We start from the raw sequence: 13,110 nt of genomic DNA, 5'->3' as shown, positions 1-13,110 counted from the left end.
CGTGGTGATGTCGGGTCGGGTGAGAGGCCCTGGAATCCGAACTCCGTCGCATTGTGAAGGAAGCCCACGCCGTAGAACGGCCAGCGCCGTGTCGGCGAGTTCGTGGAGGGCGCGGCCGGTCTGGTGGGCGGATTCGAGCAGGCGGCTGTAGGAGATGATCACGGAGCCGCCGCGGGGCAGGTTCGGCTTGGCGATCGCGTCCGTGACCTCGCTGAAGTGTCCCCGTTCCTGCTCGTGGCGCCAGCCCTCGGAGTTGGGTTTCAGGGAGCCGGCGGCGCTGGCGGGGTGGGTGTAGGTGCGCCAGGCGGCCTCCGACAGGTCGCTGAGCGCGCGGGCCAGGCCCAGGAGGTCGGGGTGCCGGCCTCGGCGGGGAGGGGGCCACCCGGGTGGCGGGGTCGCCTTCGCCGGTTCCCCAGGTGGCGATCAGCTCACGGCGGTCGGGGTCGATGCTGCAGCGGGTCATGCCGTCCTGTCTTCGGGCCTGTCGGCATATCGATGGGCCGCACGGCATTTTGACGCCCTGCCGGGTGCCGGTGCTCCCGGAAAGGTCCGGAAGGCCAACCGGCGCATCGCGGGTGCCTTGAGTCGTGGACAGCGCGGAAGGGCGTCGGCCACCTGGAGGACGACCCGGCCGCGTCGGGCACGGCATCCGACGGACCGCTGTCGACTGACTGCGGGCCGTTCACCTGGCTGTGTCCCCTGACGTCCGTTTCGTAGCGGCCGGGTCGTCGGCTCCTTCACCCGTCGGTGGGTTCGCCGCTCCCCTGGTGCAGGGCCACCGTCTGGGCGAGCACGGCCACGGCCTGCTGGTGTGCGCCGTTCAGGTAGAGCTTGGCGGCGGCGCTCTCCTCGCCGTAGTCGGCGGCGTCGCGGGCGTGGGCGAGAAGTTCACGGAAGCGCAGCAGGTCGAGGGTGGTGGCATCGGCGTCGATGCCGTACCCCGCCACACCTTGACCGGCCCAGGACTGCGAACCGCACGTGATGGTCCTGGTCTTCTCTCGCCTTCACCGGTCCCGGCAGGAGGATCCTGAATGCCCGGCCTCATGAGTCCAGGAACAGCTCCCCCACGTACTCGCCGGGCGCCGGGGGACGTACGCGAATTACCGCGCCTACCTCCACAAGGACCTGCTGCCCGTCTTCGGGCGGATCCGGCTGGTGGACCTGAAAGCCTGGCACATCGAGAAATGGCACCGACCAGCGCGCCGCCGGTCACCGGCCGCGGGCCGGTCGCCGTCTACCGGGCCGGTGCTGTCCCGCGCAGCGCGCTCGGCCAGGCCGTGCGCGGCAAGCGCGTGACCTACGACCCGGCCCGGCGGGCGATCACGGCGCGGCCGGCCTCGCCCGAGCGATTGTGCTGGACCCTGCTGCAGGCCGCCGGAGACCAAGGTGAACCTGAACTGGGTCAGCCTCAACACCCGGGCCATGGACGCTTTACGGCGACAGGCCGACCACCAGCACTCGCTGCTCCCGCCGGGCGCGCCGCTGGAGGGACTCGTCTTCGCCGGAGTGGACGACGCGCCGCTGCGGCCCCAGCACGTCCTGAAGGAGCTGCGGCGGCGCTCGGCCGAGATCGGGCTGCCGCGGCTCGGGGTGGTGAGCCGGCCCGGGGTGGGGGCGGTGCCGGGATTGCTCCCAACCCGTTTCCCCGGACCGCTCTCCGAACCCGGCGTGCGATTCTCACCGCACCGGGCTCTCCGCGGATCCTGCCGTCAGACGGGGTTCGCAGGTAGCCATGGGATCGGGATCTTGTGGCCCCGGTAGGTGTAGCGGGAGACCGTCACACCCTCGATCCGGAAGTACTCAACCCCGTCCGCCGCGATCTTCCACCGCCCGGAGGCGGCAAGGTATCGGCGGACCTGTCCCCAGTTCCAGCCGTGCCGCGCGCACGAACTCGACGACCCCCACACGGTCGGACTGCTGGCCGCGCTGCACGACGTGCTCGCGCCGGGAAGCGTCCTGCTGATCTCCCACCGCGCGCCCGACCCGGACAGGGCCAGCCGCGCCGCGGTCGCCGCCGCTCACACCGGGGCGGGCCTGCCGTGGCGCCCCCGCACCGTCCGGGCGGTCACCGCCCTGGCCGGCCCCTGGCTCCCGGCACCGGCACCCGACCTCGGCCTGCCGGGATTCACCCTGGCCCTCCTGACGAACGAACAGCACCCGTGACCCCGGCGCCCGCACCCACCGACCGCGGGCCGGTCCAGTACGTCGTCCCGTACGTCACCGGCCCCCTTCCCTGGTCACACCTGGGCTGGTGTGCTCTACGTCGCGGACGAGCGGTACTGCTTCAGCGGCGACAGCCTGTACTGGTCCCGCACCACCGGGGACGTCTAGGTGTTGGAGTCGGTGACCTGGTACTCGATCGAGGAGCTCGCCGCCTCGCTGCGGCGCGGCCCGGGCGTGCTGCGCTTCAAGTGGCTGCTGCCCGGCCACGGCGACCGGCGCCGGATGCCCGCCAAGGAGGCGGGCCGTCGGCTGCGCGCGCTCGCCGGGCGGTGCCGGACGCTGCGGCCCGGGCCCGTGGACTCCGGCGCGGTCCGTTGGTGACGGCGGACCGCGCCTACGGGTGGTACTGGAGGAACCAAGGGTCCAGGGCCCACACGGTCACGTTCAGGGTGATCGGGCCGTCGCCTCCGGCGCTGAGCACCGTGAAGTAGCCGACCCGCATCTGCGCCGTCCCGAAGCAGGCCATGGATCCGGCCCGCACGGTCACGCTCTGCCCCCCGGGGACGGTGTTGAGTTGCTCCACGCAGTCCTCACGGCTCGGTTCCTCCGACCCGGTCCAGGGGATGACCGTCTTGCCCGCGACCTTGTCCGGGTCGCACTTCTCGGCGCAGTGGATCGAGAGGTCTCCGACGTCCGCGCTCCGCGGTGGTATCGGGTCCAGCTCGTACCCGGAGTTCGTCGTCCTGCTCTTGGCCCCGGTGCCGAGGGTCAGCATCCCGCGCCACTGGACCGATGCGAACAGCGCTTCGGATGTCGGCGTCGGTGTCGGCGTCGGTTTCGGCGTCGGGAACGAGGGAGCCAGGGGCGCGGGAGAGGCGGGCGGCGCCGACGATCGGTCGTCCTGCCCCAGGTTCGCGTCCTGTTGCCGCCCTCGGACGAGCAGCAGGCCCGATCCGAGGCCCACCAGCACGGCGAGGACCAGCAGGCCGATCCAGAGGGCCCGTCGATCGGGCGGCGGCTGAGGAGGATGGAAGTTGGCGATACCGGCCTGGACGACGCCGCCGTGGACGGTGCTCTCGTGGATCCGGCTGGTGGCGTCCACGTCCCCGTCGTCGCTGCCCAATCCCACTCACCGCCCGCCGGTCCGTTGCCCGTTCGGTGGCAGCCTACCCCTAGTCGTCCGGACGGGAACCCGGGCCGGCTTTGGAGACCCGGCTCACCGGGTGCGCCGGTGCCTGCGCCGGGTGCGCGGGGGTGTGCGAATGCCGGGAGCGCCCACCCGGGTGTGCAAACGGTTCCGTCGGGGACGAGGATGGCGTGGCCGCAGATGCTGTCCGAACTCGGCGTCACCCTGCGTCAGGTTGCCCTCCAGGACGGCGGCGGCATCGAAGGATTCACCGACTTCAACGCCCTGGTCGGGTGCAGCTTCGCCGGACCGTCGAGGGCTGGCCATGGCTACCGCTATGCCGCGAGTGGCATGTCGTCGCTGCGGGAGAGGGCTCGGAGTTGGCCTGTTTGGCCTTGGTCGCGTGCTCGGGTGAGGGTGTTGGCGGCCCGGTCGGCGGAGTCCTTGAAGAGGTGGCCGTAGAGGTTGATGGTGGTGACCAGGGTGGCGTGGCGCAGGGTCTTGGACATCATGGCGATGGGGATGCCTTCGGCGGTCACGATGCTGGCGGCGGTGTGGCGCTGGTCGTGCAGGCCGATCCGGGGGAGTGCGAGTTCGGCGGTGCGTTTGCGGAGCTGGTCGAGGACCCACGAGGGCCGCAGGGGCGATCCGTCCGCGTGGGCGAAGATGAGGACCTCCAGCCGGCCGTTGGGTTGGGTGGTCATCTGGAGGGCGGTCATGGTTTTGGGGGAGAGGGCTGGTCCAGGCGCGGCCGGCCTCGGTCTTGGGCTGGTTGAAGTGGAGGTCGCCGTTGTCCACGGCGGACAGGGGCCAGCGGACGAAGAGCTTGCGGATGTCGTACCCGCTCAGGCGGAGTTCGCGGTCCTCGGCCACCATCTCCACGTAGAGGCGCGGCGATGTATGGCGCTGCGAGTCGGCGTAGTGGTGGATCCCGTCCACCTCGATGACGATGCGGGAGCGGTCGGGGGTCAGAAGTTGCCACTCACCGGGCGCGGTTGCCAATGTAGTTGGCTTCAATCGCTGCGGGATGTATGGCCTTTCGGTAGCGGCCGAGAGGTCATCCGGATGGTGCGGCCTGCGGCGGCTGGGGCCGAGAAACTGCGCAAATGACAGGGCGTTCTATGAATCCGCAGCCCATCGCCAGTGGTTTCAGCCGCGGGTCGGTTGTACGGGGACCCGAAGCGCGCCGCCTCCGGAGAGTTCGTGCAAGGTCATTGCCGGTTCGCGAGGCGGCAGGTTAGCTTCACTCCTGCACCACCCGTCCCGTACCAGCCCGGCCGGCTCTCCGTTCCCCGGCCGGGTCCCGCACCCGGATGATGTGGAGAGCACATGGCTCGAATAGGTTCCTTACTCCGGCTCGGCCTGGCCGCACCGGTCGTGCTGTCGCTGACCTCCTCGCTCGGGGCCCTCCCCGCGACCGCCTCGGCGGCTCCCCGGGCGCAGGCCGCCGAGCGGGCCGAGGACGCGAACACCCTGGCGTACGTGGTCAACACCAAGACCGACCGTCGCACGATCGCGGCGGTGCAGCGGGCCGTCACCGCGGCCGGCGGCAGCATCGTCGTCACCTACGACGGGATCGGCGTCATCGTCGTCCACTCGGCGAATCCCGACTTCGCCCGGCGCATGCGCGCGGTGCCCGGCGTGCAGTCGGCGGGGGCCACGCGGACCTCGCCGCTGAACCCGGCGGGGGCGGGCGACGCGGGCCCGGTGCGGCCACTGTCCGCAGACGAGGTCGCGAGCACAGGGAAGGCGTCCGGCAGTGGCGCCGAACCCCTCGAAGCCGAGCAGTGGGCGCTTCGGGCGATCGGCGCGGACCAGGCCGCGAAGATCGACCCGGGCAGCGGGAACGTCACGGTCGCCGTGATCGACACCGGCGTCGACGACACCCACCCGGACCTCGCCCCCAACTTCTCCCCTTCGCAGTCCGCGAGCTGTGCCGGCGGCAAGGCCGACACCACGTACGGCGCCTGGCGGCCGGTCGACCCGGACTACTTCCACGGCACCCACGTGGCGGGCACGATCGCCGCGGCCCGCAACGGCGTCGGCGTCGCGGGCGTGGCGCCCGGGGTGAAGGTCTCCGGGATCACGGTCTCCCAGCCCACTCCGCGCCAGCTGATCTACGCCGAGAGCGTCGTCTGCGCCTTCGTGTTCGCCGCCGACCACGGCGTGCAGATCACCAACAACAGCTACTACGTGGACCCTTGGCAGTACAACTGCCTGGACGACCCCGACCAGAAGGCCATCATCGACGCGGTCGGCCGCGCCCAGCTCTACGCGCAGCGCAAGGGCACCCTCAATGTCGCCGGGGCCGGCAACGCCAACCACGACCTGGCCTCCGACGGTTTCACCGACGGCGGCAGCCCCAACGACTCCACCCCGTCGAGCCGGACGGTCGACCCGCACACCTGCTGGGGCCTGCCCGCGCAACTGCCGGGCGTCGTCACGGTCAGCGCGACCGGCCCCACGAACACGCGGGCGTACTACTCCAACCACGGCCTCGGCGTGATCGACGTCGCGGCGCCGGGCGGCGACCAGTACGTCGCCTCGGACACGCCGTCCAAGAGCGGCGGCATCCTGTCGACGCTGCCGAACAACCAGTACGGCTACGAGCAGGGCACGTCCATGGCCACGCCCCACGTCGCCGGTGTGGCCGCGTTGCTGAAGTCCGCCCACCCGCACGCGACCCCGGAGCAGTTGCAGGCGATGCTCAAGGCCCAGGCGGACAACCCGGGTTGCCCGACGGCCCCGGCCGCCGGTACCGCCGGGGCCGGTGAGGCCACCGCGGACGCCGTCTGCGCGGGCGGCAAGCGGGTCAACGGGTTCTACGGCTTCGGCATCGTCAACGCCCTGCGCGCGGTCAACTGATCGTTTCAAAATGAGTTGAGCTGCACCCTTGCGCTCGGTGATCTTGGTCGGCAGGCCGTCCGGGTGCGTGTTGCTCTTGTGCCGGATGACCTGTGGGAGCGGGTGGCTCCGCTGCTGCCGCCCGCTCCCGAACGACGCCACCGCCACCCCGGGCGACTACGGGTCCCGGCCCGGGTGGCCCTGGCGGGTACCTCTACGTGCTGCGGACCGGTGTCGCATGGTGCGATGTCCCCGCGCAGGCCGTGGGCTGCTCCGGAATCACGGCCTGGCGCCGCCTGCGGGACTGGACCGAGGCCGGCACCTTCACCGTGCTCGAAGGCCATGGCCTCGGCAAGGCCCTGCTCGGCCCGGCCGCGCATGCCGCCCGCAAGGACGCCCCCGACTTCGGACGCCGGATCAAAGCCGCCGTCGAGCGGTCCTGACCTCACGTACTCGGCAGCCGCGGGCGCTTGCTGCCGAAGGCGCGAACGTGGTCGCGGTAGCGCGCGGTATCACCGGTCCGCTGACCGAGCTCGCCCCGCAGGTGCACCCGGTGTCCGTCGACCTCACCGCGGCGGACGGCCCCGCAGTCGCGGTCGAGGAGGCAGTGTCGCGGTTCGGCGGGCCGGACGTCCTGGTCAACGTCGGCGCGGTACGCCTTCGGCCGACCGGTCTCCTGTCGGTCACCGACGACGACTGGATCCAGGGACTGACGATCAACTTTCTCGCCGCAGTCCGAACCACCCGAGCGGCCCTGCCCCGTCTGATCGAGCGCGGTAACGCCTCAATCGTGACCGTGAGCTCGGTCAACGCGTTCCTGCCCGACCCGACGATCATCGACTACTGCGCGGCCAAGGCGGCGCTCTCCAACTTCTGCAAGGCCCTCTCCAAGGAGGTCGGTCCGCGCGGAGTGCGGGTGAACACAGTCAGCCCCGGTCCGGTGTCCACAGCGCTGTGGCTCGGTGACGACAGCGTCGCCGCGACGTTCGCGAAAGCGGCAGGCGGGGATCCGGAGGACATCGCTCCACCGCCGTCGCGCAGTCGGCGATCGGCTTCCTCAGCCTCCCCAGGAGGTCGCCGACCTGGTCGTGCTGCTGGCCGGCGACCGGGTGGGTAACGTCACCGGCAGCGACTTCTTCATCGATGGCGGCCTCGTACCGCGACCTGATCGCCGCTCACCGGGCTTGACGCGCACGGGGGTTGGGGTGTCCCGATCGGGCCCGGAGTCGGCGTCACGGGTGTGACGTCGGTCATACCGCTGCCGTCGGGTGGCGGACAGCCGGCGCGCGCAGTCGCAGAACCTGCAGGTCACGGGCGGAGCCGGTGGTCCGTGGACGAAACCGCGGCGGTCGAACGATCTGGCCATCCGGGGAGGATCGGGCCTAGCCTGCCCGCCATGTCCCAGAACACGAACACTCCCGGCTTCCCCGGGCAGCCGGTCGCTCCGGTCGGCGACTCCGCCAAGGTGCAGCGCCAGGTACAGCAGCAGGCGGGTGTCGGCCCGGTCTCCGGTGGCGGCGGCACCCTCTTCTCCGAACCGGTCCTGGTGGTGAACCAGAAGGCCAAGCTGATCGAGCTGACCAACGAGTACGCCGTCTTCGACCAGCAGGGCGCGACGCTGGGCTCGGTGGTCCAGGTCGGCCAGAGCGGTTTGCGCAAGGCGATACGACTGCTCACTTCCCTCGACCAGTATCTGACCCACAAGCTGGAGATCCGTGACGCGCACGGCGTCCCGGTGCTGCTGCTGACCCGCCCGGCGAAGTTCATCAAGTCGCGGGTGATCGTGCAGCTTCCGAACGGCCAGGAAGTCGGCCAGATCGTTCAGCAGAACGCCATCGGGAAGATCAACTTTGCGCTGGAGGCCGGTGGGCGGAAGGTCGGCGCCATCAAGGCCGAGAACTGGCGGGCCTGGAACTTCTCCATCGTTGACGAGACGGACACCGAGATCGCCCGGATCACCAAGACCTGGGAGGGCCTGGCGAAGACGATGTTCACCACGGCCGACAACTACGTGCTCCAGATCCACCGTCCGCTCGCCGACCCGCTGCTCGGCCTCGTCGTGGCGACCGCGCTGACCGTGGACACCGCGCTGAAGCAGGACGCCCGCGGCCTCGGATAGCCGCGACCGCACCCCGCTCGCTGTTCGTGCCCCACCCGGCCGGGGGTGGGGCACGAAACCGGCAAGTGTCCGGGGCGGGCTGGGGTGGAGAGCGGGGTCGTGGCGGCAGCCGGAATCCGTGGCGCCCGCCGGCGGGCCGCCGGCGGTGCGGCTCAGCCGTCCCGGAGGGTGGCCGCCGCTCCTGCCGCGAGGCGGACGGCGCGCTGTGCCACCTCCTCGTAGGGGTCGCCCGACTCGATCAGTTCGGTTGCGGCGTTCACCAGTCCCTGCAGCAGTCGGGCCGTGCGCACCGGGTCGGTGTCGCCGAGGGCGGCGAGCGCCTCGGTCAGTGGCCGCAGGATCTCGGCGTGTGCCTCGGCGGCCCCGCGCCGCAGGACCGCCGCGTCGCGGTCGTGGGCCAGGGCGCGGGCGATGCGGTGCTCGCCGTCGCGCACCAGCGCCAGCTGGGCCCGGACGTACGCGGCGACCTGATCGGTGGGGGCCGGTGGGGCGGCGGCCATCTCGGCGTGGATGCGCCTGGTCCAGCGCGGGGTGACCTCGCGCACGACCGCCTCCAGCAGCTCGGCGCGGTCGGCGAAGTACTTGTAGACGCTGTTGCGGGCCAGGCCGAGCCGGGCGGCCACCGCGGCGAAGGTCACTGCGGCGGCGTCACCCTCCTCCAGCAGCTCGCGCGCGGCGACCACCAGCGCGGCGCGCTGCTGCGCGCGGTGGTCGGCGACGGTGGCGGCACTGATCCTGGGCACGTACGCCAGTCTAGGGACGCCCGTCGCCGACGCTCCGACCAGGTCTGAGGTGCCTGGCCACCCCCACATGGGGACGCCGTGTCGCCATCTTCTATCTTGGGGACGCCTTGTCCCCAAGATTCCGAAAGGGCACCCCGTGCTCCTCGCCCTGCTCGAACTGAAAGCGGCCCGTGGCCGCTTCCTCCTGATGGGCAGCGTCGTCGTCCTGGTCGCCGCCCTCGTCGGCGTGGTCTCCGGCTTCACCACCGGACTCGGCGACGACACCGTCTCCGCACTGCGCCGCCTGCCCGCCACCCACCTCGCCTTCGCTCCCGACGTCGCCACCGACCAGTTCGCCCGCAGCCTCGTCGACGACACCACCCTCGACGGCTGGCGCGCCCGGCCCGGCGTCCGGGCCACCCCCCTGGGCGCCACCATCACCCGCGGCACCACCAGCCGCGGCACCGAGGTCGACTTCGCCGCCTTCGGCATCGAACCCGGCTCCTTCCTCGACCCCGCTCCCGGCCGCCTCGACCGGCCGGACACCGTCGTCATCTCCCGGCAGCTCGCCGACCAGGGAATGCGCCCGGGCGACACCCTCACCGTCGACCGCCTCGGCATCACCCTCACCGTCACCGCGACCACGGCCCGCTCCTCCTACGGACACGTCGCCGCCGTCTACCTGCCCATCGCCACCTGGCGGCGCATCCGGTTCACCACTCCCGGTGCACCCGCCGCCGAACTCCCTCACCAGTACACAGCCGTGGCCCTGCAAGCCGACCCCGGAACCGATCCCGCCGTCGCCGACGAGGCCCTGCACACCCGCACCCTGGCTGTCGAGGAGGCGTACTCCGCAGCGCCCGGCTACACCGGCGAACGCGTCACCATGACCTCCATCCAGGCCTTCCTCTACGTCATCGCCCCACTCGTCGTCGGCGCCTTCTTCGCCGTCTGGACCGTCCAGCGACAACCCGAGCTCGCCCTGCTGCGCGCCATGGGCGCCTCCCGGCGGCGCCTGCTCGCCCACACCCTCGGCCAAGCCGCCGTCGTCGTCACCGCCGGCGCCCTCGTCGGCGCCGCCCTGGCCGGCGCGGTCGGCCTGCTCGTCGGCGCCAAGGTGCCCTTCAGCCTGCCCGGCACCGCCCTCGCCGCCACCATGGCCACCGTCGTCCTCACCGCCCTGGCCGGTGCCGCCGTCAGCCTGCGCCGCGTCGCCACCGTCGACCCCATGACCATGCTCGGAGCCGGACGATGAGCCTCACCCTCCACGACATCACCGTCACCCTCGGCCGCGGTGACTCCCGCACCACCCCGCTGCGCGCCCTGAACGCCGAGTTCCCCGCCGGCCGCCTGACCGCCCTCGTCGGCCCCTCCGGCTCCGGCAAGTCCACCCTCCTCGCCGTCGCCGGCGCCCTCCTGCGGCCCGACAGCGGGCAGGTCCTGCTCGACGGGACCGACCTCGCGGCCCTCACCCCCTCCGCCCGCGCCCGGCTGCGCCGCGAGCGCATCGGCTACGTCTTCCAGAGCGGCAACCTGCTCGCCGGACTCACCGCACACGAGCAGCTCCTCGCCGCGGCCTCGATCGCGGGCCGCCGGACCCGCACCGTGCGTGAGCGCGCCCGCCGACTGCTCACCGACGTCGGCCTCGACCACCGCCTGCACCACCGCGTGGACACCCTCTCCGGCGGCGAGCGCCAGCGCATCGCCATCGCCCGTGCGCTGCTGCTGGAACCCGCCCTGCTGCTCGTCGACGAACCCACCGCCGCCGTCGACCGCACCCGCGCGGCCGCGCTGGCCGACCTCCTCGCCGACACCACCCACCGGCACGGGTGCGTCACCGTCGTCGCCACCCACGACCCGGTCGCGGAAGCGGTCGCCGACCGGGTCCTCGACCTGGCCGCCCTCCAGGCGAAGGCGCCGGCCGCGCCCTGATCGCGCGGTGGTCGGGCGTACGTGCCCCGCCGGAGCGGACGCCGATCCATGGGCCGGGTGAACGCCCGCTCATGGATCGACGGGCGGACCGGCGGGCCCGGCCGTCGGCGTTCCTCCGCACCGGCCCCCGCGCCCGCCACAGCGACGACGAGCCCGGCCGTCGACACCCCCCGGCGTCGTCGCGCGCAGCCCGGCGCGCATCCGGTACGACCGCCCGTTCGTCGGCGGGCCCGCCGTCACGCGCCCTGACCGGATCGTTCCGTATCCGGGCCCGATGGGGTCTTCGCCCGGGCACCCCGCGGCGGTGAGGATCGAGGCATGACCACCGCACTCCTCGTCATCGACGTCCAGGAATCCTTCCGCCGCCGCGAGAACTGGGCGGCCGTCTCCAACCCCGGGATCGTCGGGCAGGTCGCCCGGCTCGTCGAGCACGCCCGGGCCAGGGGCGACCTCGTCGTCTGGGTCCTGCACGCCGAACCCGGCACCGGTACGGTGTTCGACCCCGCCCTCGGCCATGTCCGCCTGATGGAGGGACTGGTGCCGGTGGACGGCGAACCCGTCGTCACCAAGACCTCGCACAACGCGTTCACGACCACCAACCTGCAGCAGCTGCTCACCCGGCAGGGGGTCCGTGACCTGGTGGTCAGCGGCATTCGCACCGAACAGTGCTGCGAGACCACCACCCGGGTCGCCGCCGACCTCGGCTACGAGGTCACGTTCGTGGTCGACGCGACCGCCACCCATCCGGTCGAGCACCGGGACGCGCCGGCCGGGCGCAGCCTCGACGAGATCCTTGCCGATCCGCGCACGCTCTCCACGGAGGTCATCGCCCGGACCGAGTACGCTCTGGCGGGCCGTTTCGCCACCGTCACCACCGTGAAGGAGCTGACCGGATCGTGACCCGCGTCGTCTTCCTGCTCGTCCCGCGGTTGCATCTGCTGGACCTCTCCGGGCCCGCCCAGGTGTTCTCGACGGCGGCCGACCACGGGCTCGGCTACACGGTCGGCTACGTGGCCGAGCAGGAGGACGTCGCCACGGCGCAGGGGCTCGCGCTGCGGGCTTCCGTGGATTGGCCGCGGCTCACGCCGGACGACCTGGTCGTGGTCCCCGGCTGGCGGGCGTCGACGCTGCGGGCTCATGGGGAGCTCGCCCCGGAGACGCTGGAGCGGCTGGCCGGCCACCACGCGGCCGGCGGTACGGTGGCCAGCGTCTGCGCGGGCGCGGACGCGCTCGGCCGGGCGGGCCTGCTGGACGGGCGCCGCTGCACCACGCACCACGACCTGCAGGACGAACTGGTTCGCCGCTACCCGAGGGCGGTCGTCGTGCGCGACGTGCTGTACGTGGTGGACGACCGGGTGGTGACCTCGGCCGGCATCGCGAGCGGCATCGACCTGGCCCTGCATCTGGTCGCCGTCCGGCACGGGCCGGCAGCGGCCGCGCGGATCGCGCGGGAGATGGTCGTCTACGCGCGGCGCAACGGCGACGAGCGGCAGGTCAGCGTCATGCTCCGGCACCGCGCCCACCTGGTGGACGCCGTCCACCGGGTGCAGGACCTGATCGACGCCGGCTTCACCGCCCGGCTCAGGCTCGCCGACCTCGCCGGCGCGTCGGGCGTCAGCGAGCGCACCCTCACCCGCCACTTCACCGCGGCCACCGGACTCACCCCGCTGCGCTACCAGCAGGAGCTGCGCGTCGAGCGGGCCGAGCACCTCATCGCGCACGGCGCGACCACGGAGGCCGCCGCCCGCGCGGCCGGCTTCCAGGACGCCCGGATGCTCCGCCGCCTCCGCGCCCGGGCCGGGGCCGTCCGCACCGGCGCGCTCCGCGACGCGGACGTGTCGGCCGGAACGTCAACTCCGTTGCCAGGCAGGCCACGTCAGGAGAGCGGACGCTGTCCGTCAAGGGCCGCCCGTGATGACAGCCCGTCCGACGGGCCGAGGGCTACCACCAACGCTTCGGCCTCGTCCACGTCGACTTCACCACCCAACGCCGCACCCCCAAGGCCTCCTACACCTGCTACCGCGACCTGATCGCCGCCCACCGGGCGAAGTCGGCGGCGCGGTAGCGGGCCGTGCCTGGTGGGCTCTACACGCCGGGGCGTGCGCGGGTGGGGTGAACTCGCGGCCGCCGAATCGGTAGATGCCGTACTCGCTCAGGCGGAGCCGGCAGTCCTCGGCCACCATGGCCGCGTAGAGGCGCGGCGA

11 protein-coding genes and 6 pseudogenes are annotated in these 13,110 nt (G+C 72.5%); 13 read left to right on the top strand and 4 right to left on the bottom strand.

From position 1 onward, the window contains the following. Nucleotides 1-737: 737 nt before the first annotated feature. Nucleotides 738-947, bottom strand: a complete 210-nt coding sequence (locus ACFXAM_RS02730) for a hypothetical protein (protein WP_380287180.1) — start codon at nucleotides 945-947, stop codon at nucleotides 738-740. A 145-nt stretch (nucleotides 948-1,092) separates the two neighbouring features. Here ACFXAM_RS02730 and ACFXAM_RS02725 point away from each other — a divergent pair. The 3 genes and pseudogenes from ACFXAM_RS02725 to ACFXAM_RS02715 form a co-directional block, all read left to right on the top strand. Then, nucleotides 1,093-1,296: pseudogene (locus ACFXAM_RS02725) on the top strand (hypothetical protein); the annotation flags it as partial. A 639-nt stretch (nucleotides 1,297-1,935) separates the two neighbouring features. Continuing rightward, a complete protein-coding gene (locus tag ACFXAM_RS02720; protein WP_380287179.1) occupies nucleotides 1,936-2,163 on the top strand; it encodes a hypothetical protein in 228 nt (75 codons plus the stop codon). A gap of 63 nt (nucleotides 2,164-2,226) precedes the next feature. Continuing rightward, nucleotides 2,227-2,544 (top strand): annotated as a pseudogene (locus ACFXAM_RS02715) (MBL fold metallo-hydrolase); the annotation flags it as partial. 13 nt (nucleotides 2,545-2,557) lie between these two features. Here the strand turns inward: ACFXAM_RS02715 and ACFXAM_RS02710 are convergent. Further along, nucleotides 2,558-3,286 carry a hypothetical protein gene (locus ACFXAM_RS02710; RefSeq protein ID WP_380287178.1) on the bottom strand — a complete coding sequence of 243 codons (729 nt, stop codon included), beginning with the start codon at nucleotides 3,284-3,286 and terminating at the stop codon, nucleotides 2,558-2,560. 338 nt (nucleotides 3,287-3,624) lie between these two features. Then, nucleotides 3,625-3,993, bottom strand: a complete 369-nt coding sequence (locus ACFXAM_RS02705; RefSeq protein ID WP_380287177.1) for a tyrosine-type recombinase/integrase — start codon at nucleotides 3,991-3,993, stop codon at nucleotides 3,625-3,627. Between the two features lie 625 nt (nucleotides 3,994-4,618). Here ACFXAM_RS02705 and ACFXAM_RS02700 point away from each other — a divergent pair. The 5 genes and pseudogenes from ACFXAM_RS02700 to ACFXAM_RS02680 all read left to right on the top strand — a co-directional run bounded on the left by ACFXAM_RS02700 (nucleotide 4,619) and on the right by ACFXAM_RS02680 (nucleotide 8,252). Continuing rightward, on the top strand, nucleotides 4,619-6,154 hold the full coding sequence (locus tag ACFXAM_RS02700; RefSeq protein WP_380287176.1) for a S8 family serine peptidase: 1,536 nt from the start codon (nucleotides 4,619-4,621) through the stop codon (nucleotides 6,152-6,154). A gap of 63 nt (nucleotides 6,155-6,217) precedes the next feature. Next, nucleotides 6,218-6,468, top strand: a pseudogene (locus ACFXAM_RS02695) (transposase); the annotation flags it as partial. Continuing rightward, a pseudogene (locus ACFXAM_RS02690) lies at nucleotides 6,457-6,576 on the top strand (polyketide cyclase); the annotation flags it as partial. The pseudogenes ACFXAM_RS02695 and ACFXAM_RS02690, both read left to right, overlap by 12 nt. 47 nt (nucleotides 6,577-6,623) lie before the next feature. Next, nucleotides 6,624-7,250, top strand: coding sequence for an SDR family NAD(P)-dependent oxidoreductase (locus tag ACFXAM_RS02685; protein ID WP_380287175.1), 627 nt, complete (start codon nucleotides 6,624-6,626; stop codon nucleotides 7,248-7,250). A gap of 213 nt (nucleotides 7,251-7,463) precedes the next feature. Further along, a complete protein-coding gene (locus ACFXAM_RS02680) occupies nucleotides 7,464-8,252 on the top strand; it encodes an LURP-one-related/scramblase family protein (protein WP_380287174.1) in 789 nt (262 codons plus the stop codon). A 152-nt stretch (nucleotides 8,253-8,404) separates the two neighbouring features. Here ACFXAM_RS02680 and ACFXAM_RS02675 read toward each other — a convergent pair whose 3' ends face one another. After that, nucleotides 8,405-8,995: a TetR/AcrR family transcriptional regulator gene (locus ACFXAM_RS02675; protein WP_380287173.1), complete on the bottom strand. Its 591-nt coding sequence runs from the start codon at nucleotides 8,993-8,995 to the stop codon at nucleotides 8,405-8,407. Nucleotides 8,996-9,131: 136 nt separating this feature from the next. Here ACFXAM_RS02675 and ACFXAM_RS02670 point away from each other — a divergent pair, with 136 nt between their 5' ends. From ACFXAM_RS02670 to ACFXAM_RS02650, 5 genes and pseudogenes are all read left to right on the top strand, one after another. Continuing rightward, entirely contained in the window at nucleotides 9,132-10,229 is a 1,098-nt protein-coding gene (locus ACFXAM_RS02670; RefSeq protein WP_380287172.1) for an ABC transporter permease, read from the top strand. Next, nucleotides 10,226-10,906, top strand: a complete 681-nt coding sequence (locus ACFXAM_RS02665; RefSeq protein ID WP_380287171.1) for an ABC transporter ATP-binding protein — start codon at nucleotides 10,226-10,228, stop codon at nucleotides 10,904-10,906. The genes ACFXAM_RS02670 and ACFXAM_RS02665 overlap by 4 nt, the downstream gene beginning before the upstream one ends. A 318-nt stretch (nucleotides 10,907-11,224) precedes the next feature. After that, a complete protein-coding gene (locus tag ACFXAM_RS02660) occupies nucleotides 11,225-11,806 on the top strand; it encodes a cysteine hydrolase family protein (RefSeq protein ID WP_380287170.1) in 582 nt (193 codons plus the stop codon). Next, nucleotides 11,803-12,705 (top strand): annotated as a pseudogene (locus ACFXAM_RS02655) (GlxA family transcriptional regulator); the annotation flags it as partial. The gene ACFXAM_RS02660 and the pseudogene ACFXAM_RS02655, both read left to right, overlap by 4 nt. A 134-nt stretch (nucleotides 12,706-12,839) precedes the next feature. Beyond that, nucleotides 12,840-12,971: pseudogene (locus tag ACFXAM_RS02650) on the top strand (family 1 glycosylhydrolase); the annotation flags it as partial. Nucleotides 12,972-13,110 lie beyond the last annotated feature (139 nt).

Source organism: Kitasatospora sp. NPDC059462, from assembly GCF_042749955.1.
Classification (GTDB): Bacteria; Actinomycetota; Actinomycetes; order Streptomycetales; family Streptomycetaceae; genus Kitasatospora.
The sequence above is the reverse complement of the archived record's forward strand: the minus strand, read 5'-3'. Positions and strand labels throughout refer to the sequence as shown.

Coding starts and splice junctions, on each gene's coding strand:
- ACFXAM_RS02705 (WP_380287177.1), bottom strand. CDS start 3,993: ATGACCACCCAACCCAACGGCCGGCTGGAGGTCCTCATCTTCGCCCAC.
- ACFXAM_RS02700 (WP_380287176.1), top strand. CDS start 4,619: ATGGCTCGAATAGGTTCCTTACTCCGGCTCGGCCTGGCCGCACCGGTC.
- ACFXAM_RS02665 (WP_380287171.1), top strand. CDS start 10,226: ATGAGCCTCACCCTCCACGACATCACCGTCACCCTCGGCCGCGGTGAC.
- ACFXAM_RS02660 (WP_380287170.1), top strand. CDS start 11,225: ATGACCACCGCACTCCTCGTCATCGACGTCCAGGAATCCTTCCGCCGC.